This is a genomic window from Pseudoflavonifractor sp. An85, assembly GCF_002161235.1.
In the GTDB taxonomy this organism is placed as follows: domain Bacteria; phylum Bacillota; class Clostridia; order Oscillospirales; family Oscillospiraceae; genus Enterenecus.
Genome location: NZ_NFHE01000019.1, coordinates 33,084 through 52,046 on the forward strand (window position 1 = coordinate 33,084; position 18,963 = coordinate 52,046).

The 18,963-nt window shown below is 54.4% G+C and carries 22 protein-coding genes; 10 read left to right on the forward strand and 12 right to left on the reverse strand.

Translation table 11 applies throughout. From position 1 onward, the window contains the following. Positions 1 to 47 precede the first annotated feature (47 nt). The 7 genes from B5G37_RS09750 to B5G37_RS09780 all read left to right on the forward strand — a co-directional run bounded on the left by B5G37_RS09750 (position 48) and on the right by B5G37_RS09780 (position 6,750). Positions 48 to 758: a CpsB/CapC family capsule biosynthesis tyrosine phosphatase gene (locus tag B5G37_RS09750; protein ID WP_087256943.1), complete on the forward strand. Its 711-nt coding sequence runs from the start codon at positions 48 to 50 to the stop codon at positions 756 to 758. Between the two features lie 22 nt (positions 759 to 780). Then, positions 781 to 1,788 carry an LCP family protein gene (locus B5G37_RS09755; protein ID WP_087256945.1) on the forward strand — a complete coding sequence of 336 codons (1,008 nt, stop codon included), beginning with the start codon at positions 781 to 783 and terminating at the stop codon, positions 1,786 to 1,788. After that, on the forward strand, positions 1,789 to 2,556 hold the full coding sequence (locus B5G37_RS09760) for a Wzz/FepE/Etk N-terminal domain-containing protein (protein ID WP_087256947.1): 768 nt from the start codon (positions 1,789 to 1,791) through the stop codon (positions 2,554 to 2,556). 6 nt (positions 2,557 to 2,562) lie between these two features. Continuing rightward, positions 2,563 to 3,276: a CpsD/CapB family tyrosine-protein kinase gene (locus B5G37_RS09765; protein ID WP_087256949.1), complete on the forward strand. Its 714-nt coding sequence runs from the start codon at positions 2,563 to 2,565 to the stop codon at positions 3,274 to 3,276. Then, entirely contained in the window at positions 3,273 to 4,040 is a 768-nt protein-coding gene (locus tag B5G37_RS09770; protein ID WP_087256951.1) for a class B sortase, read from the forward strand. Before B5G37_RS09765 ends, B5G37_RS09770 begins: the two co-directional genes overlap by 4 nt. 77 nt (positions 4,041 to 4,117) lie before the next feature. Next, the gene (locus B5G37_RS09775; protein WP_087256953.1) at positions 4,118 to 4,708 is read left to right on the forward strand and encodes a hypothetical protein; all 591 of its coding nucleotides are present in this window, start codon (positions 4,118 to 4,120) and stop codon (positions 4,706 to 4,708) included. A 158-nt stretch (positions 4,709 to 4,866) separates the two neighbouring features. Next, complete coding sequence (locus B5G37_RS09780) at positions 4,867 to 6,750, forward strand: nucleoside-diphosphate sugar epimerase/dehydratase (RefSeq protein ID WP_087256955.1); 1,884 nt, start codon at positions 4,867 to 4,869, stop codon at positions 6,748 to 6,750. Positions 6,751 to 6,914: 164 nt separating this feature from the next. On the opposite strand, the gene B5G37_RS09785 is transcribed toward B5G37_RS09780, so the two are convergent. From B5G37_RS09785 to B5G37_RS09800, 4 genes are read right to left on the reverse strand one after another with little or no spacing between them, the layout of a single operon-like run. Further along, complete coding sequence (locus B5G37_RS09785; RefSeq protein ID WP_087256957.1) at positions 6,915 to 7,451, reverse strand: hypothetical protein; 537 nt, start codon at positions 7,449 to 7,451, stop codon at positions 6,915 to 6,917. A gap of 36 nt (positions 7,452 to 7,487) precedes the next feature. Further along, positions 7,488 to 9,101, reverse strand: coding sequence for an IS66 family transposase (locus B5G37_RS09790; RefSeq protein ID WP_242962859.1), 1,614 nt, complete (start codon positions 9,099 to 9,101; stop codon positions 7,488 to 7,490). 52 nt (positions 9,102 to 9,153) lie between these two features. After that, positions 9,154 to 9,510 (reverse strand): IS66 family insertion sequence element accessory protein TnpB, encoded by a 357-nt coding sequence (tnpB, locus tag B5G37_RS09795; protein WP_087256962.1) that lies wholly within the window; start codon positions 9,508 to 9,510, stop codon positions 9,154 to 9,156. Continuing rightward, entirely contained in the window at positions 9,504 to 9,830 is a 327-nt protein-coding gene (locus B5G37_RS09800; RefSeq protein ID WP_242955107.1) for an IS66 family insertion sequence element accessory protein TnpB, read from the reverse strand. Before B5G37_RS09800 ends, tnpB begins: the two co-directional genes overlap by 7 nt. Positions 9,831 to 10,049: 219 nt before the next feature. Here B5G37_RS09800 and spoIIID point away from each other — a divergent pair, with 219 nt between their 5' ends. Next, a complete protein-coding gene (gene spoIIID, locus B5G37_RS09805; RefSeq protein WP_087256966.1) occupies positions 10,050 to 10,298 on the forward strand; it encodes a sporulation transcriptional regulator SpoIIID in 249 nt (82 codons plus the stop codon). A gap of 46 nt (positions 10,299 to 10,344) precedes the next feature. Here spoIIID and B5G37_RS09810 read toward each other — a convergent pair whose 3' ends face one another. The 6 genes from B5G37_RS09810 to B5G37_RS15930 are packed head-to-tail and all read right to left on the reverse strand — an operon-like array spanning position 10,345 to position 14,650. Next, positions 10,345 to 10,848: a DUF1097 domain-containing protein gene (locus B5G37_RS09810; protein WP_087256968.1), complete on the reverse strand. Its 504-nt coding sequence runs from the start codon at positions 10,846 to 10,848 to the stop codon at positions 10,345 to 10,347. Between the two features lie 60 nt (positions 10,849 to 10,908). Beyond that, on the reverse strand, positions 10,909 to 11,382 hold the full coding sequence (locus tag B5G37_RS09815; protein WP_087256970.1) for a DUF2798 domain-containing protein: 474 nt from the start codon (positions 11,380 to 11,382) through the stop codon (positions 10,909 to 10,911). Positions 11,383 to 11,421: 39 nt separating this feature from the next. Beyond that, positions 11,422 to 12,789, reverse strand: coding sequence for a hypothetical protein (locus tag B5G37_RS09820; RefSeq protein WP_087256973.1), 1,368 nt, complete (start codon positions 12,787 to 12,789; stop codon positions 11,422 to 11,424). An 18-nt stretch (positions 12,790 to 12,807) separates the two neighbouring features. Further along, positions 12,808 to 13,779: a flavodoxin family protein gene (locus tag B5G37_RS09825; protein ID WP_343229710.1), complete on the reverse strand. Its 972-nt coding sequence runs from the start codon at positions 13,777 to 13,779 to the stop codon at positions 12,808 to 12,810. Positions 13,780 to 13,817: 38 nt separating this feature from the next. Continuing rightward, the gene (locus B5G37_RS09830; RefSeq protein ID WP_343229708.1) at positions 13,818 to 14,453 is read right to left on the reverse strand and encodes an acetyl-CoA hydrolase; all 636 of its coding nucleotides are present in this window, start codon (positions 14,451 to 14,453) and stop codon (positions 13,818 to 13,820) included. Beyond that, positions 14,444 to 14,650: a hypothetical protein gene (locus tag B5G37_RS15930; protein WP_343229709.1), complete on the reverse strand. Its 207-nt coding sequence runs from the start codon at positions 14,648 to 14,650 to the stop codon at positions 14,444 to 14,446. Before B5G37_RS15930 ends, B5G37_RS09830 begins: the two co-directional genes overlap by 10 nt. 194 nt (positions 14,651 to 14,844) lie before the next feature. On the opposite strand from B5G37_RS15930, the gene B5G37_RS09835 reads away from it, so the two are divergent. After that, positions 14,845 to 15,720 (forward strand): LysR family transcriptional regulator, encoded by an 876-nt coding sequence (locus B5G37_RS09835; protein WP_158099391.1) that lies wholly within the window; start codon positions 14,845 to 14,847, stop codon positions 15,718 to 15,720. A 56-nt stretch (positions 15,721 to 15,776) separates the two neighbouring features. Here the strand turns inward: B5G37_RS09835 and B5G37_RS09840 are convergent, their stop codons facing one another. Together B5G37_RS09840 and B5G37_RS09845 are read right to left on the reverse strand one after the other, a co-directional pair. Next, positions 15,777 to 17,174 (reverse strand): MATE family efflux transporter, encoded by a 1,398-nt coding sequence (locus tag B5G37_RS09840; RefSeq protein WP_087256979.1) that lies wholly within the window; start codon positions 17,172 to 17,174, stop codon positions 15,777 to 15,779. Positions 17,175 to 17,199: 25 nt separating this feature from the next. Continuing rightward, positions 17,200 to 18,336 (reverse strand): cysteine desulfurase family protein, encoded by a 1,137-nt coding sequence (locus B5G37_RS09845; RefSeq protein WP_242962860.1) that lies wholly within the window; start codon positions 18,334 to 18,336, stop codon positions 17,200 to 17,202. A gap of 280 nt (positions 18,337 to 18,616) precedes the next feature. Here B5G37_RS09845 and B5G37_RS09850 point away from each other — a divergent pair, with 280 nt between their 5' ends. Further along, a complete protein-coding gene (locus B5G37_RS09850) occupies positions 18,617 to 18,832 on the forward strand; it encodes a cold-shock protein (RefSeq protein WP_087256981.1) in 216 nt (71 codons plus the stop codon). Positions 18,833 to 18,963: the final 131 nt, after the last annotated feature.

The following is an 18,963-nucleotide window of genomic DNA, read 5'->3' on the forward strand; positions in this document are numbered from 1 at the left end:
TATAATAGTTGAAACTTGTGCGAGCCTGTCACTAGGAGGACAGTTACATGGGAACTCCCTTTATCATTGATTTCCATAGTCATATTTTACCTGGCATCGATGATGGAAGCCAAAACCTGGATATGACCCGGGAGATGCTTCTCCAATCGGGGGAAGCGGGGGTCGATCTGATGGTGGCCACCCCCCATTTTTACGGGCATCGGGATACGCTGGAGGCGTTCTTGGAGCGGCGCGGCAAGGCAAGACGAGCCGTGGGGACGATTCTGACGCCGGATATGCCAGGTGTTCGATTGGGGGCCGAGGTGGCCTTTTACAGCGGATTGGAAGAATTGGATGGAATTGAACAGCTCTGTATCCAAGGCACCAATGTGCTATTGCTGGAAATGCCCTTTGCTCCCTGGACGGAATACGAGTGGAACGTGCTGACAACCCTGACGTTGGATCGCAATCTCCAGATCGTGCTGGCTCACTTTGAACGGTATTACGAATTCCAGAAGGACCCCAATTTGCCTCAACGGCTCAAAGAGCTGTTTGTCTACTTACAGATCAACGCAGGCACATTGCTCCACTGGAACAAACGAGGCCGCTGGATGGATTGGCTGGCCCGTGGGGATGCGCACTTGTTAGGCAGCGACACCCACAACCTGACCAATCGTGCCCCCAATCTGGGACAGGCCAGAGACGTGGTGAAGCGCAAGCTGGGCTCAGCGGTATTGGAGCGGATTGATCAAACCGGCAACAAGCTGCTGGAGCTGTGATGTGTGATAGATATAAGGAGATATGATGAGAAGTCAAGCGAGAAAACTGGGGTGTGCTGCTTTGGCTGTCGCTGTGTTTATGGGCATGTTAGCCGGATGCAACAAACCCCAACAAGGTAGCGACAGCGGAAAAACCGTGGAAGAGATGATGGGTGTTGACAGTGGCAGTACCCCAAGCGTATACTATGATGGAAACTGGTACCAGCCCTCAAAAGATGTGGAATCATATCTGATTATGGGGGTGGACCGGGACGGCGAAGCCACGGAAGCAAATCCCATCGATGGCGCTGGACAAGCGGACATGCTGATGGTTCTGGTCATTGATCATGCCGAAAAGACCTATCATGTGTTGCAGATCAACCGAGATACCATGACAGACGTCACGGTACTGGGAATGCAGGGTGACGAGATTGGTACGGAGAAGATGCAGATTGCTGCGGCCCACAGCTATGGCACAGGTCTAAAGGATAGCTGCGAAAACACCGTGAAGGCTGTGTCAACCTTCCTCTACGACGTCAAGATAGACGGGTATGCAGCGATCCAAATGGATGCCATTCCACTCATCAATGACTGGGCAGGTGGCGTGACCGTCACCATTAAAGATGACTTCTCACAGGTAGACCCTTCCTTGGTGATGGGGGAGACCATCACACTTACGGGAGAACAGGCGTACACCTACATCCGTGGACGCTTTTACGTGGGTGACAGCACCAATATTTCCCGCATGGCCCGACAGGTGGAGTACTTCAATGGGCTGGCTTCTCAGGTCCATAAGATGATGAATGAGGACATCGGAACCGTGGCAGAGTTGTATCAGACTATCACGCCTTACATGGTAACAGATATGGGAAGCGGAACCGTGACCAAACTGGCCCAGAAATGCAAAGGATACACCAATGGTGGAGTTGTGAGCATTGAGGGTGAGTCCAAGATGGGCGAGAAGTTTATGGAATTCTACGCTGATGAAGACAGTGTGAAGCAGGCAGTGTTCAGTCTGTTCTACACTCAAGTTCAGGAGGAGACAGAGTAAATGGAAAATCGTATGTCACAGCAAATGGTAGAAGAAGATGTCATTGACCTTAAGGACATTTTCTTCATTTTGCGGCAGAAGTGGTTGAAGATCATTGCATTTTTTGTGTTGGGAGCTGTGGTGGCCGGTCTGGTGACCGTTTTTGTGATCACGCCAAAGTATACGGCTACGGCTTCCATCTATGTGGTTTCTGCCTCCAATGACTCTGTGGTGGACTTGACGGACCTGCAGATTGGCACTTCTCTCACAGCGGACTATGAGACCTTGCTGATGGGCCGGCCGATGATGGAGAGTGTGATCAAAAATTTGAAACTCGAAGGTACAACTGTAGAGGATTTAAAGTCTATGATCAGCATTTCCAATCCCACTGGTACCCGTATTTTGAATATTAAGGCCACCAGCGCGGACCCCCAGCAGGCTCGGGACATTGCCAATGAGATGGCAAAGCTGGGTGTGAGCTGGCTGCCTGAGGTCATGGACTCCAATGCCCCCAATATTGCCGAGGAGGCCGTGACTCCCACTTCTCCCAGCAGCCCCAGTTTGGTTCGCAATATTGCTCTGGGCGCCTTGGTGTTTGCTGTGCTCTATGTGGCCTTTGTGGTGGTTCGATTCATGATGAATGACACCATCCGTTCCAGCGAGGAGTTGGAGCGCTACTTTGGTATCGTTCCTTTGGCTGTGGTGCCGGAGGCTGACGGTGACGCTCGGCCTGTGTCTGGCCGGCCAACGAGGAAGCCTCAAACGCGCAAGGCAAAGAAAGGAGCGTAACAAGCCATGAAGACCTTGACTCTGAACAATCTGAATACGCTCCCTTATGCCACCGAAGAGGCACTCAATCGTCTGCGTATTAACTTTAACTTCTGTGGAGATCGTTTTAAGAAGATCTTGATTACCAGTAGCGTTCCCGGTGAGGGCAAGAGTTTCATTTCCACCAACCTGTGGCGCATGCTAGGTGAGTCCGGGCGTAACGTTGTACTGGTGGATGCGGATATCCGCAAGTCTATGATGCGCACACGCTATCGCATGAGCAGCAACGGCGGAGATTTTGTGGGTCTCTCCCATTATCTGGCGGGCAGCGCGTCTCTGGATGATGTGGTTTACGCCACCAATCTTCCCGGAGCGTATCTGTTGCCCACAGCCCACACAGTGTTCAATCCGTCCATCTTATTGCAAAATGGACGGGTGGAAGAGATGTTGGATGCCCTGGCCCAACGGTTTGACCACGTGCTGGTGGATACACCGCCTCTGACCAACGTGGCAGATGGCGAGTTGATTGCATCCTTCTGTGACGGCGCTCTTCTGGTGGTGCACGGCGGCGGCACCCCCCGTAGTCTGGTGTCCAATTCCCTGAAGTTGCTTGACCGTGCTGGTTGTGAGCTTATGGGTGTGGTACTCAACCGGGTAAAAGAAGATGGAAATCCCTATTACCAGAAGTACACCAAGTATGGTTATTACTACGAAGACAATGACGGGAGCCGCAAGAAATGAAAAAGAAAAGCATTTGGGTCATCATTGCTGCGTTGGCCGCAGTGGGCATTCTGGCTGGAGCGATTTATCTATGGATCGCCAGCAGACGGACTGAATTGCCGGATGATGTGATTCAGCATTCCACTCAGCCCACCCAGGCACAGCCCTCTGCCACTCCGGAGCTGGCGGAGGATCCTGTGGACTGGGACAAGCTGCATGCCATTTCCGAAGATATCTACGCATACATTGAGATGCCGGGCGCCAAGATATCCTATCCCATTGTCCAACGTGAGGGAGAAGATAGCTACTATCTGCGGCGTGACGTATACGGGAATTATTCGGTACCTGGATCTATCTTCACAAAATACAGCTATAACAGCACAGACTTTAACGATCCGGTGACTGTGGTGTATGGACATGCTATCGTCAGCGATGGCAGTATGTTTGGTTCTCTGCAATCCTATATGCAGAGCACCACCATTGACGAGACCACGACTTTTACCATTTATTTGCCTGGGCGGCAGTTAACCTATCAGATTTTTGCCGCAGTACCCCATGACAAGAAGCATATTTTGTACTATAATGATTTCAGCCAAGAAGACCAGTTCAATCAATATTTTGAAAAAGTATTGAACACCAGAAGCTTGTATGCTAATATCAACGAAGAGTATGCACCCGAATTTGGGGATAAGATCGTGATGTTGTACACTTGCCTCAATGGCGAAGCTTCCTATCGATATGTGGTCATGGGAAAGCTGGTGGAGGAGATCCCGCTGGCATCTTAAGGTGTCATATAAACTTACACCACCGGATGAGGGGGAGGTAGGTTTTTATGAAATATTTTAATAGGAGGAAATCCAAAATGAAGAAAAAGCTCATTTCGCTGGCCGGCGCTATGATGCTGGTTGTGGCTATGGCTGCTTCTGCCATGGCTGCTCCCGCTCCTAGCGTTGATGAATCCATCGTCCCTGAGATCAAGGGCGAGATCGTTGCCAGCAACGGCACTGTCGTGAAGGCCGAGGATATCACCATTGGTGAGTCCAAGGTTGCCCTCGACCTGAAGGACGAGGCCGTCTCCAAGCTCGTGGCCGACGTGAAGAACGCCAAGGTGCACTCCATCTTTGACGTGACTCTGGCCAACGCCGACAAGGTCTTTGCCAACGGCGGCACCGTGAAGATCCCCTTCTCCGTTGCTGGTATTGCTGGCAAGGACGTGAAGGTGCTTCACTACAACGGCACCGCTTGGGAGGTTGTACCCTCCTCTGTGAGCGGTAATGTTGTGACTGCCACCTTCACCAGCCTGTCTCCCGTGGCTATCGTTGTGGGTGACGCTCAGACTGGCGGAGTCGTGGAAGACGATGACTTGGGCATGGGCTTCGAGACCATCGCTGTGATGGGCGTGGCTCTGTGCGCTGTGGTGTTCTTCTTCTCCGTGAAGAAGGCTCGCGCCTAAGAAGCTTCTGACTGGGGGCAAGCGCGCCGAATTCGGTGCGCTTGCCTTCGTCTGTACAGGATTGCAGTTTGCTCCAGCGGTTCGGACTGTGATCCTGTATGGTCGAAACTCATGGAGCAGAGGGTACACACAAATTTGTGAGAAATGAGAGATGGAATATGAACTTAAATAAGCTGTGGAAGTCATTGTTTATCATGGTGGTGGACGTGATCCTATTGTGCTTGTCCGCCTGGGTTGCTCTGCTGGTTCGGTTTGACTTTACGGGGCGGGAAATCCCGACGCAGTATCTCAATGCTGCGTACTACTGTGTGTTAATCCAGAGCATCGTGATGCTGTTGGTGTTCTGGTGGCAGCGCATGTATCAGTTTATCTGGCGCACGGTGAACGCGGTGGATGTGGCGCAGATGATTGCTTCTGTTCTACTTTCCTATGCTCTTGGCTTTATTGTGTGCAACTTTGCGGATGTAAACTTGCCCCGCAGTGTTTGGTTTATGATGCTGGTGTTCCAGATGATTCTTTTGGTGGGAGTGCGGTGCAGCCTCCGGTTTGTGGGAGTGTTTCGCACCACCTTTGTGCGGCACGATGCGGACGGGGCCAGAGTGATGCTCATTGGAGCCGGTCAGGCGGGGCAGATTCTGGCTCGGGAACTGCGAGCCAGTCGCAAAGTGAATGGGCGGCTGTGCTGTGCCATTGACGATAATCCCCAGTTGCAGGGAAAGTATATTGACGGCGTGCGCATTGTAGGTGGTCGCAACTGTATTGGCGATGCGGTCAAGCGATATGGAATTACAGAAATTATCTTTGCCATTCCCACCGCCAAGGAAGAGGATCGGACCGCTATTTTGAATATCTGCAATCAAACTGGCTGTCACCTCCGGGTGCTGCCTGGACTGTATCAGCTGCTCAACGGCGAGGTCAGTATGGCGGCTGTGAAGGACGTGCAGGTGGAAGACCTGCTGGGCCGCACCCCGGTGAAGTTGGATACCAATGTGGTGTCGCGGTTTCTCCAAGGTAAGGCGGTCATGGTCACTGGCGGTGGTGGATCCATTGGCAGCGAGTTATGCCGCCAAATTGCCAAGTACCGTCCCAGACAGTTGATTGTTCTGGATATCTATGAGAACAATGCCTATGATATTCAGCAGGAGCTGAAGCGCACGTATGGCAGACAGTTGAACCTTGTGGTAGAGATTGCGTCCATTCGGGATAAAAAGCGCATTTATCAGATTTTCCAGGACTATCGTCCCGATGTAGTGTTCCACGCAGCAGCCCATAAGCATGTGCCCCTGATGGAAGAGTGTCCGGCTGAGGCCATCAAGAACAATGTCTTTGGCACTTACCACGTGGTGCGGGCAGCGGAGAAGTTCGGTGTACAGAAGTTTGTGATGATCTCCACCGACAAGGCGGTGAATCCCACCAACCTCATGGGTGCCACCAAGCGGTTCTGCGAAATGATTCTCCAAAGCCGTCGGGACAGTGCCACGGAGTTCTGTGCGGTACGCTTTGGTAACGTGCTGGGTTCCAATGGCTCGGTGGTGCCTCTGTTCAAACGTCAGATTGAAAGCGGCGGCCCGGTGACCATTACAGACAAGCGGATCATTCGTTACTTTATGACCATTCCCGAGGCAGCCATGCTGGTGCTGGAAGCGGGGGCCATGGCCAAGCAGAGCCAGATCTTTGTTCTGGACATGGGTGAGCCGGTGAAGATTCTCACTTTGGCCGAGAACCTCATCCGCCTGTCCGGCTTGAGGCCCTATGAGGACATCCAGATTGTCGAAGTGGGACTGCGCCCCGGTGAGAAGCTGTATGAGGAACTGCTCATGCGCAGCGAGAACCTGATTGAAACCCCCAATCAAAAAATCTTTGTGGAGGAGCAGAGCTTTATTCCTCAAAAAGAGATTATGTGCGGATTGATTTCCTTGGACAACCTGGTGACGGCAGAGCGGCCTAACGATGAAATTATCGCGCTGATGAAGCAGCTGGTGCCCACTTATCGAGACCCCGAAGAGGTCAACCGTGAAGCAGAGAAGACCCTCTGTGGCTAAATGAAACAACCTGGCTTCCCATACGGGGAGCCAGGTTGTTTTTATGAGAGATAACACTCACCCGATCCTCAAACCGGAACTTGGGAAGTAAGCGTCAAACCTAGCAGCACATAGTAAAAGCCATCCCGGAGTTTTGTGCTCTGGGATGGCTCAGGGTTATTCACTTAGAAAGAGAAATGTATTGTATGGTTTCTCTTTGCGTTCATGTACGCTTCCTTGAAGTCCTCTCTTGCACCTTTGCCGAAGTAGATATGGTACGGTACAACCAGTCCATCCGAAATAATGCTGCCCCGGAAAGGAATTAACACAGCATCCAGCAGCACGGGACTTTCTCCAAGCATCTCCGCCCAGGTGGAGAACAATCCCTTTACCACATAAACCGACCCATCTTCCGCTGAGATAAACACAGAACCCTTTTTTAGATGTCGTTCCAGAATATATCTGCCCGGTTTGCATTGTTTCCATCCTGCAACGATTTGCGCATATTCCTTCGGCAGCTCAGCTATAGCGAGATATTCCTCTATAACCTCAATGTGTGACCACAAATAGTCCGCAATTGCTTTGGCATCGCTTGCGTCAACTCCCTGCCTTTGGTCTATCGTCTCTGTTTCGGGACACACATGGTACTTCTTGTTCACAAAATCCAACAGTGGAAACCATAACTGGTAAAAAAGCTCAGCATCAGATTGTTCCAGTCTCATATCTTGCTCCTTTGTGTATTTTGAAAGTGTCCAACGCTACTTTGTTCTGCATCCTGCCGGTGCGTTCCAGGGCAGCAGCTTTTCGGGCATATCCGGATTTTTCAGGTCGGCTTTGTTTGTGTTTTTCAGCAGCCAGGTCAGGTATTGATAGGGATCCAGCCCATTCTCAATGGCGGTCTGGATCAGGCTGAACATAATGGCGCTTCCTTTCGCTCCCTTGGGCGTGTTGGCAAACATGAAGTTCTTCCGGTCAATGACAAAGGGCTTGATACTTCTTTCTGCCCGGTTATTGCTCAATTCCAGCCTGCTGTCTTTTAGATAGTTCGTCAGGTAAGGCCACTGCTCATTCAGGTAAGTAAACGCCTTCCCCAGGGCAGACTTGGGTGCCGCTGTTTTGGAATTTGCCCATGCAAACATCGCGTCTAAAACAGGTTTTGCCTGTTTCAGTCGCTCGTTATATCTTTCTTTTGCTGTTTTCTCTGCCAATCCCTGTTCAATCTCAAACAGGAGATTGCAGTAGGCAAGTCCTTGGGATGCGGAACTGCCTTTCGCCTTTCCTTTGGGTAGTGACTTCACTGCCTCGTCGAATTTTCTCCGGGCGTGAGCCCAGCATCCAACCACTGTAATATCCTCTGGCAGGCTGTGGTATCCCTGGTACCCATCTGTATGGAGATACCCCTTATATCCGGCAAGAAACTCCTTAGGATGCTTTGCACCGCGACCAGGCTGGTATTCATACAGGACAATCGGTTTGTCCGTATCGCCACTGGTCCGGTACAGCCACATATAGCTCTCACTTTGCGGTGCTTTCCCGGGTTCATGCAGCACCTGCAGGGTAGTCTCATCCCCATGGAGGACATCTCTTTTCAGTAGCTCCTTGTGCAGTTGCTTATACACGGGTGTCAGGTAATCTTCCGTTACTTTCAAAATCCAGTTGGACATAGTCTGGCGGCTCAGCTGGATACCCTGACGGTTTATCTCCTGTTCCTGCCGGTACAGAGGAGAACCCATAACAAACTTCTGTGTCATGATATGGGCAATGGCCTCCGGTGTAGCAAAGCTGCCGGGAATGATGTTCTTTTCCCGGGGCGCTTTCACAACAGGCGTCTCGCAGCCCTCGTCAGCATTTTCACTGCAGCTTTTGCAGGCGTAGGTGTAGTAAATATCCTCCCGGACGATATACTGGGCAGGTATGATTTCCAGTGTCTTGACCACTTCCTTGCCGATCTCCGTCATGGTATCCCCGCACTGAGGGCAGACCAAATCCTCACCCTCCAGACGATGCTCCACCTGCTTCGTAGGGATTCCTTCCGGGATGGTATCCAGAGTGTAGGTATGCTTCTTGTGCCGCTTGTGGCCTGCCCCATCGGTGGCTTCCGGTTCCTCTTTTTCCGCAGTGGAGAACACCTCGGCTTCGTTGAACAGGAAGCTCAGCTGCTCCATGAAAGATTCGTCCGTCTTCTCGGAGGACGCGCCAAACCGCTTGTGCCGGGCAATGCGCAGGGCTTCCGTCAGCAGCTCTATCTGACTTTCCAAACGGGAAATGCGCTCGTCCTGAGATGCCAGTCGAGCGTTCTTTTCCTCATATTCCGCCCGGGAAATGGTCACCATTTCCGGGTTGCTTGTCTGGAAATCATTCGTACTTTTCATGTGTTGATTATACCATATTCTGCCTGAAAAGTACAGTAAAATAGGAAATTTCTCAAATAATTTCCAGACCTTTTACCGGCCTGTGGGCCTTTGGCTGGTCGATACTCAGGCCCTCCATGAGCCAACGATATTGCTGGGCAGTTAGCGTTTTGGCTTCACTTTCTTTCCTGGGCCATTGGAAAGAACCCGACTCCAGCCTCTTGTAAAGCAGCACAAACCCGTTCCCTTCCCAGTACAGTGCCTTGATCCGATCCCGGCGTCGACCGCAGAACAGGAAAAGGGTGTTGGCGAAAGGATCCAGATGGAACTGCTTCTGAACCATGGCGGCCAGGCCGTCAATGCCGCGCCGCAGGTCGGTGTAGCCGCAGGCAATGTAGACCTTGTCCGCTCCCGTGAAATCGCTCAGCATGATTTCAGAATCCGCAGAACCGTTTCCACGGTGGCCGCATCCGCACCATTGTAAATCTCAGCCTCAACTCCGGAAGTCCGGACCGTGACAGCTAAGCCGCTGGATGGCCGAACATTAGGTGTTGGTGTAATTTCTGCAAAGGCAGGCTGCCGAATCGACTGCTGTTGTTCCGACAGTGTTTGGAATAGCCGCCTTTGCCAGTAGTAATAGGTCTTTTCAGAAAGACCGTTTTCCTGACACCAGGCCCGGACAGTCATTCCGCTGCTGCGGCAGGCCATGATCCTGGCGGTCCAATTCTCCAAACGTTCCTGCTTGGACATTACTTGCAGACTTTGCTCCACTTTTGACCATCTTCCAATGTGTCAAATACCTCCCTTGGACTGCATGAGAGATATTTCAAGTTTTGGGATATTGTCTCATGCCCTGACCCGCAATTCAAGCCGCGGGGAGGTTTTACGCTTACCTTGGGAATGCCACATACTTGGAGGCATTGACACATATATATGCTCCTGTGAGAACCATGAGGGAGTGTTGCCGGTTTGAAAGGGAACATGGAAGAGCGAGCCTGTGAAATGGCACTGTACATCATAGAGGAGAAGGGCACAGTGCGCAGTGCTGCCCGGAAATTTGGCTTGAGCAAATCTACGGTTCACAAGGATCTGTCTGAGCGGTTGCCCACCTTTAACCGCCCTCTGTATGAGCAGGTGAAGGCGGTGCTGGAGGTCAACAAGGCCCAGCGGCACATTCGGGGCGGCTTGGCCACCCGGAAAAAGTACAAGGGAATCTAAAACAGCAGCTGGCTGGGACACGTCCCAGCCAGCTGCTGGCGTAATATCAGGATGAGGAGACCCAGGTGGACAGCTTGCGCTGTACAGTTCCCAGGAAGACTCCCACATACCACACCCCCACCAGCATGGCTACGCCAATCTGCACGGGCAGAGAGCCCATTTCGGCCACACCCACGGGGGAGAGAATGGTCAGGCCGATGGCCCAGCCACACAGCCAGGAAGGGCAGAAAATCCAGCGGGGAGCCAGGGCGGAGAGGAGCACTGCCAGACCGCCCAGGACAAACAGGGTGACAAACAGCTCCACATCCGGATAAAGCTCCATCCACTCCATGGTGTACAGGGCTATCACGGCCCAGAAGTCACCCAACAGGAAGCCAAGGGACAGGGAGACCGGGGTACTGTGCCGCCCCCATTCCGCGGAGTGAACCCCGGCGCAGATGAGGGCCACGGCGCCTGTGGTGACTCCTAAGTAAGGGGCGGCCACCGCCCACAAAGGGGGGAGCAGGGCGATGCACAGGGCCAGGGTCCAGGTATCGGTGTGTCGTTTCATGAATCAACCTCCAAATGACAGAAATGGGCCATTGCTTCTGCAATGGCCCATTGGGAAGAATTAGTGCTGGGGAACACCCCGGGGAGTTTTGGTGCACAGCGCACCGGTGATGGGCATGCCCACACCAAAGGTGACAAAGGCAACCACCAGAGCAAAGACATAGGTGGGGCCAAAGCTGCCCAGGAAGGCCAGGAAGAACACAGGACCCAGGGAAAAGCCCACATTCATGAAGAGCATGATGAGGCTCATCAGGAAGGTCATCACAAAGCTAATGGAAGCCACGCGCAGGATGTGGAAGAGCAGGCCGTTCTCATTCTTGACCCGACAGAAACGGGCGAAGCCGTCCCCCAAGCCTTTGAGGTCGATGTAGGTACCGATGGTAAAGGTGACAGCAAAGGCTGGGATGAAATCCATACAGAACTGTTCGAAACTCAGGTTTCCATTGCGAAAGGCAATAAAGACAGGAAGTGCAATGGCAAAAGCAATGGCGAAAATGGTGTTGAATACAATGCCGAATTGATCTTTGCGAAACATCTTCATCTCTCCATTCGTTCCATAGACTTGGGGGGAACATTATTTCTTGGTCAGGCGCAGAATGTACATGCCGTCGTGCCAAGTGTCCATGTAGATGTAGCCGCGGTCGTCCACCACACAGTCCTCAGTGGTGGCGATCATGGGGCCGGGGACCGGCACGTCAAAGAGCAGCTTCTCGGGGTTGGGGGGAATGAAGTAGGCCTCCTCCTTGATGTAGTAGGGGTCGGAGACGTCAAACACCCGCATACCAGCGTGGAAGTAGCAGCAGTAAATCCGGTTGGGGTTGTCCTCCAGCCAGGCCTTACCCATGGGCTCATGGATGTTGTGGGGGCCGAAGGGGCCGGGAGCGCCGATGCCGCAGTCATTGAAGTTGGGATAGGGGAAATCCTCCGGCACTTCGGGATAGGGGAACTCCGCCACCAGAGTGGGATCGGCAGGGTCGGACACGTCGATCATGTGCAGGTTGTTCATGGGCTGAGCACCCTTGTGAACACCGTTGAGAATCTTTTCCTTGGTGAAGAAGGGGAAGCGTTCGCCTTCGTTGGTGAGTACAGCGAAGTTGCGGCCGGTCAGGCGCATGTAGGTGTGGCATTGAGCGCCGTCGAACTTGCCGGCGAAGGGAGGCTGCACCATGAGCTGAGAGATGAGCTTGGGACGGGTGGGGGCGGAGATATCCAGGATGATACCGCCGCCGCCGAAGTAGCCCATATACAGCTCATTGGGCCGTTCAGGGTTGATGTTGCAGGCGTGGTACATGCCCCAGAACTTCTCTGCGTCATGGCCCACGGCGTAGGTGCCCTCCACCATGCCGTCCTTAAACTGCTTGGGCAGCCACCAGCGGCCAGCCTCCACGGGATTGCGGGGGTCAGAGATGTCCAGAATGCGGACGATGAAGCCTACAAAGCCCGGGCACTCGGCGGGCATGTACACGTACTTGCCGCCGTTGTAGGCAAAGCGATGCACGCCCATGCCGTTGGGCACGCCGGTGTCCCAGTGGGACAGCAGCTCGGGGTGCAGGGGGTCCTTCTTCAGGTCATAGATCTGCAACCCGCCCAGGGCAGGGTCGCCGGGTTTGATGCCATGGAGGAAGGGCACGCCACCGCCCAGGGCCAGAATGAGCAGGCCGTCGGCCACTTGCACCTTGGGGGTGGACTGGGCGAAGTACACATTGGGGTCGCTGACGTACACGATGCCCACCACCTCGGGATGGGTGGGGTCGGTGACATCCACGATGTTCACACCGTTGCCCTTGAAGGAGCCGCAGTACATGTAGTACTTGCCCTCGTCGGTTTTATATAGGGCCATCTGAAAGGCGTTGATGCCGTTGAGGTCGCTGAAACCCACGACCTCCATGTTCTTGATGTAGCCCTGGTTGTGCTCACTTTTGGCGTAGAAGGGAATAGACATAAGAGAAACCTCCTTCTCTTAGCAGTTGGGTTTGGAAGACTGGATGAAATCGCGGTAACGGGCCTTGCGGGCCTTGGCCTCATCACTCTGCATGATACCCCGGTTTTCGGCCTCGTTGCGCTGGATGTCGTCGCCGTGGATGAACTTGCCGGGGATGGAGTCATGGGCGTGGGGAATCCACTTCTCATGGTCAAATTCAAAGACATACTTGCCGTCCACGTTCTTCATCTCGCCCTCAATGCCGCACAGGCAGCATACAGCGGTACCGTCCTCCTGGAGGTAGAAGTTGTTGCTGTGGCAGTGGGGGCACACACCAGCAGGACCCTTGTAGTCCTCGTTGTAAATGCCGTGGCCGGGGACGAAGGTGCCGTCCTCGATCTTCTTGGCGGCGTTGGCCACGTCCACACCCATCTGGTGGGCCTTGGCCACGGCCTCATCGTTCATGATGATGCTCAGGGACCAGGGGAAGCACTGGTTGTCGATGACGGTCCACTTGGGCGTCAGGGCGTTGGTGGCAAAGTCGCACTGGATGCGGGTAGCCCAGTCGGAGCCGCCGATGCCCATGAAGGTGACCACTTTCTCCTGGAGATAGCGGGGGTCAATGGCCACGCCACCCTTCTCTTCAGCGATCTTGGAGGCGATCATCAGGTTGCCGCGGTCCAGACGGGGGCCAAAGCGGTCCATGATGGTGTGGAAGATGCCGGGGGCGCACTTCTCGAAGATGGGAGCGGCCCACACGATGCCGTCAGCCTCCAGCATCTTGTCAATGACCCACTGGAGGTCATCCTTGATGACGCAGGCGTTGCCGCGGCCGTTGAACAGGCCCACGACGCAGGCCTTACAGCCGGTGCAGTGCTTGATGTTCAGCTGGGTGACGTTGATGAACTCCACCTCAGCGCCGCACTCCTTGGCGCCCATCAGGGCCTCCTTGCACATGCAGTCGTTGCTTCCGTTGGGAGTACCTGCGGACAGACCTAAAATTTTTATGATTGAATCTTCCTTTCCTGTTTCGAATTATGTCAATGAACTTAGCGCATGGTGATGTAACCCCGATATTGGGTCAGGTTATCGCTGGAGACCATGTCCGAGAGGAACATGCCCACGATGTTGTAGTTGGATTTGAGAAAGGAAAACTGGGGCTCCTGTGCCCAATCGGGGGCCTCCATGTTCTGGGTGCCCTCAACCGCAGCGGTGTACCACTCCTCGGGGCCCTCAAACCACATCTCCACCAACCGGTGGAAGGAGCAACCCACCACATCGTGGTAGATCTTGCTGGAGACGAAGCGGTTGACCTCAGGGCGGTTCTGAAAGTAGGGGACGAACACCTCGTGGAACCACTTCTCGCCGGTTTTCTCACAGGGCCACCGCAGCACAAACTGCCAACGGTAGTTGGGGCCGTCGTCAATGGTGCGGCCTTTGCCCTTGTAATCTTCCGCCCAGTTGATGGGAACGTGGGCAAAGACGAAAGGCGGGCAGCCATTGTCTCCTCCGGAGGCACGGTGGGTGTCTCCGTCCATATTGGCCTCGTGGGACAGGTCGGTGCCATTGTCGGGAATCATGCCCTGCCAGCGCAGCACCTCCACAGGCATGCGCTCGGTAAAGGCATTGACGCTCATCTCCGGGGTCATCTCATTGACCATCCAGTAATGTTCCGTCATTTGCATCCTACGGGTGCCAAAGCGTTCTCCCTGAGGGGGGTGGGCAAAGCATTGTAGAAGGCGTATTTGGTACAATAAGGGCCAAATTTGCTGATGCTGTCAGGGATATGCACGGAATAAAGCCATCTCTGCAGCTTGTGACGGTACTCTTCCCGCACACAGTCTGCATAGATGACGCTGCGCATGGGGCGATACTCAAACATGGGGCAGACCTCCTGAAAATAGCATAGATTCACAACAATATTGAAATAATTGTTGTTTGTTCTGTGGATAATGTATCAAAAACTCGCCAAGATGGAAGCACATGTTGGTGCCAAGATTGCAATCACAACTTGCAAGTGCGATTGACGAAATGGTGGAAAGGGGGTATAATGACCTTCAAAAGGAGGGGAAACTGGTGGATGTACGAAAAATCGAGTATTTCTTGGAAGTGGCAGAGACACTGAATTACTCTCGGGCGGCGGAGCGGCTGCACATCTCCCATCAGGCCTTGTCCAAGCAGATCCAGCAGTTGGAACAGGAGCTGGGGGCCAAACTGTTGGAGCGCTCCACCACTCGGGTTACCTTGACCCCGGCGGGGGAGAAGGTGCGAGAGGTGTTCACTCCGTTGCTGCAAGCACTGCGCTATGGATATACTGAGGTGCAGGAATACATCCAACAGAAGGACGGACGGCTGCGGGTGGGGTATTTCAACGGACTATCCTTTACCCGCATGGTGGCTCCCGCCATTTCTTGTCTGGAGGAAGCGTCTCCCCATCTGCGGGTGGAGCTGCTGGCCACCGACGTGCATAAGGTGCAGAAGATGTTGGAACAGGACAATTTGGATCTGGCCATTTTCCCGGTATTCTCTGGACACCACTGGAAAAACTTCACCTGTATTCCTCTGTATGTCAGCCCCTTGTATATCATTGTCTCCGAGCGTCATCCCTGGTATCACAAAGAGGAGATCACCAAAGAGGACATTGCCCAAGAGCAGCTGCTGATTTACCGGGACCGTAGTCCCATCAAGGCCCAGGAGTTGATGCCTCAGGTTCGAGCTGCCAAGCGGCTCCCCGTGGATAATTTTGATACATATATGGGAATTTTGCGCCGAGGTGAGGCGTTTGGATTGGTGGGTGACACGTACAGCCGACGGGAAGGCGAGTATCGCATGTTTGAGCTGCCCAAGGGCTGCCGGGGGCAGTCGTGCATCGTTGCGGCCTATCACCATCAGCATCCTCTGCGGCGATTGATGGGAAGTTTGAAGAAACTCAGTACCGTGCCAATGAAATAAAAAACGCCGGAGGGGTGGGAACCGAGTTCCCGCCCCTCCGGCGTTGCGGAGTGTGGTTAGGATTTTTCTTTTTCAAATTGGACCACGGTCACGTCGTGAATCCACTGGGCGCTGAGGAAGCGGCGCAGGCCGAAGATGCATTTGATGATGTTCTCACTCATCATGGACAGATACACCCACAAAATGCCCAGCTCCAGCACCAGACCGCACAGAGCAGCCAGGGGGATGGCGGCCAGCCACAGGGGGGACAGGTCAATGAGGGTGGCCATGCGCACGTCACCGCCTCCGCGCAGCACACCTACGATGTTGGTGGTGTCAAAGGAGCGCAGAGGCATAAAGCAGAACACGATGGTGAGCATCATGGTGCAGATGTCCCCAGCCTGGGGGGACAGATGGAACAGGGGGTAGAGATAGGGGGCTATGATAAAGTAGAGGATGAGCAGGAACACGCCGCCGGACACCAGACCGAAGGCAAAGGCCAGCACATCCAGCAATGCACCCAGACTGAACACCCGGTCCGTGCGTCCGGAACCGATCTCTTGCCCCACCAAAATGGCGGCGGTGCCGCCGATGGCAAACACGCCCACGGTGCACAGGTTGGTGATGTTGCCCGCAATGGCGTAGGCGGCCAGAATCTCCTTGGAACCGTCCATGTGGCCCATAATGGTGGGGAACAGGGAAGTGCCCAGGCCCCAGAAGGTCTCGTTGCACATCACGGGGGTGGAGAAGCGGATGAACCGCCGGGTCATCTCCAGGCCGGGGCGGAAGAAGATGGCGGGCTGGATACGGAAGCCCTTATCCCGGATGGCCCACACCACGGCGATGGTGCAGGAGAGAATACGGGCCAGCAAGGTGGCCAGAGCGGCGCCCTCTTCTGCCATGCGGGGAGCGCCCAGGTTGCCGAAGATGAACACCCAGTTGAGGAAGGTGTTGCCCAGCATGGACACGGCCAGGATATACATGCCCCGGTTGGGCTTGCCCATGGCACGGTGGGCCCCGATATACACCTGCACAAAGCTGTCAAAGAAGTAGGACCAGCCCACAATGCGGGCGTAGCGGGCGGCGGTGGCGATGACCTCCGGGTCGTTGCCGAACAGGCGCATGAAGGGTTGGGTGGCAAAGCCCATGATGAGGGCAAACACTAGGGTGATGGCCCCGGCCACATACATGCCGATACCCATGACTCGGTTGATGGAGGCATAGTCTCCCTTGCCCCGGTACTGGCTGATGAGCACCGCCGAGCCGCTTTGGATGCCGAACATCATCAGCTGTACCACAAACACCGGGATGTTGGCCAGGGTGACGCCCGCCAGAGGGCCCTCACCCAAGGTGCCCACCATGAAGGTGTCCACCAGTCCCAGGGAGTTGGTGATCAGGTTTTGAATGAGAATGGGGAGAGCCAAGGCGACCAGGTGGCGATAGAAGCCCGGCTCCCGTCGGAAAAAGGAACGCATGATAGACCTCTCCAAAATCGTCAGATTAAGACAGTGTGGTAAACAGGGTGGTGGCCGCCTCTTTCAAAGCTTCCACCAGTTGGTCCGCCTCCTCTTGGGTGGAGGCAGGGGAGAAGGACAGGCGCAGGGTCCCGTCCAGCCAGGGCTTGGGCAGCCCCAGAGCGGCGAAGACGTGGCTGGGCTTGCCCTTGTGGCAGGCTGAGCCGGAGGAGATACAGATGCCCGCGTCTCCCAGCACACGCACCACTACCTCACTTTTGTACCCGGGCAGGGTGACGGCGCAGATATGGGGCGCGTCTCCCTGGGCGATGATCTCCAGCTGGGGAATGGCTTTCTTCAGATTTTCCAGCGTGTAAGCTTTGATGGCGGCGGTACGCTGTAACCGATCAGCCTGGGCCATGGTAGCCTGACAGGCGGCGGCAAACCCGGCAATCTGAGTGGTGGCCTCCGTGCCTGAGCGCATGCCATTTTCCTGTCCACCGCCGGTGATGTAGGGGGTGAGACGCACACCCTTTTTCACCATCAGAGCGCCGATGCCCTTGGTGGCGCCGATTTTATGGCCGCTGACGGAGACAAAATCCGCCCCCAGGGACGCCATGGTGAAGGGCACTTTCAAAAAGCCTTGGACGGCGTCGCAGTGGAACAGAATGGTTTTGTCAAAGGCTTTCACCAGCTTTACGCACTGAGCAACAGGAAGGATGGAACCCACCTCGTTGTTTACCAGCATCATGGACACCAGGGCGGTGTCCGGGCGCAGGGCGGCGGCCAGATCCTGAGGGTTGATGTGCCCTTCCCGGTCGGGCTTGAGGTAGGTCACCTCGTAGCCCTGGCGCTCCAGATCCCGGCAGGTCTCCAGCACGGCGGCGTGCTCAATGGCGGTGGTGATGATGTGTTTGCCCCTCCGGCGGTTCAGTTCCACCCCTCGGCGAATGGCCCAGTTGTTGCCCTCGGTACCGCAGGAGGTGAAATACACCTCTTGGGGCGTGCAGCCCAGAGCCCGGGCCACGGTCTCCCGGGCGGTTTTCACCCCTTGGGCAGCTTCCCGGCCCAGGGGATAGCGGGAGGAGGGGTTGCCAAAGTGGGACAGAGCCTCCACCACAGCCTCCTTGGCCTGGGAACAGACGGGAGTGGTGGCGGCATAATCGAAGTAAATCAAGGACATAGCAGCAAAACCTTCTTACTACATTATTATAATATTCGCAAACGAGCAGATAACATTCTACTGATGGACAAGGAAAATGTCAACACCCCCGTACCAGGAGAATATCAGATGGGGCAGACAGGGTCCGACATGAAATTTCTTGACACCTCTGGGGGACGAATGTTATAATGACCACGTTGTTTTGATGTATGAACTGTTGCGCCCACCCTTTTCGTACATGAAAGGGGTGGGCTTCTCTTTTGCCTCAAAACCGCAATTTATCATTCAGGAGGAATTCCACATGACCGGTATTGTCAAATGGTTCAACGCTGAGAAGGGCTATGGCTTCATCACCCCCGACGACGGCAGCGAGGACGTGTTCGTGCACTTCTCTGCCATCGTGGCTGAGGGCTACAAGAAGCTGCTGGAGGGCCAGAAGGTCACCTTCGAGACCGAGCCCGATCCCCGCGGCGCCAAGGGCGTGCGCGCTACCAACGTGGTGGCCGAGGCTGAGTAATTTCATCCGCGAAAAGGATGTGTCGCAAAACGTAAGTTTTGTGGCACATCCTTTTTTACTCTCAACAGCAAAAACGAATCCAGTATGTGGAACTTCCGCAGCGTTTTGGGCATGCAAAAGCCAGCCCACAC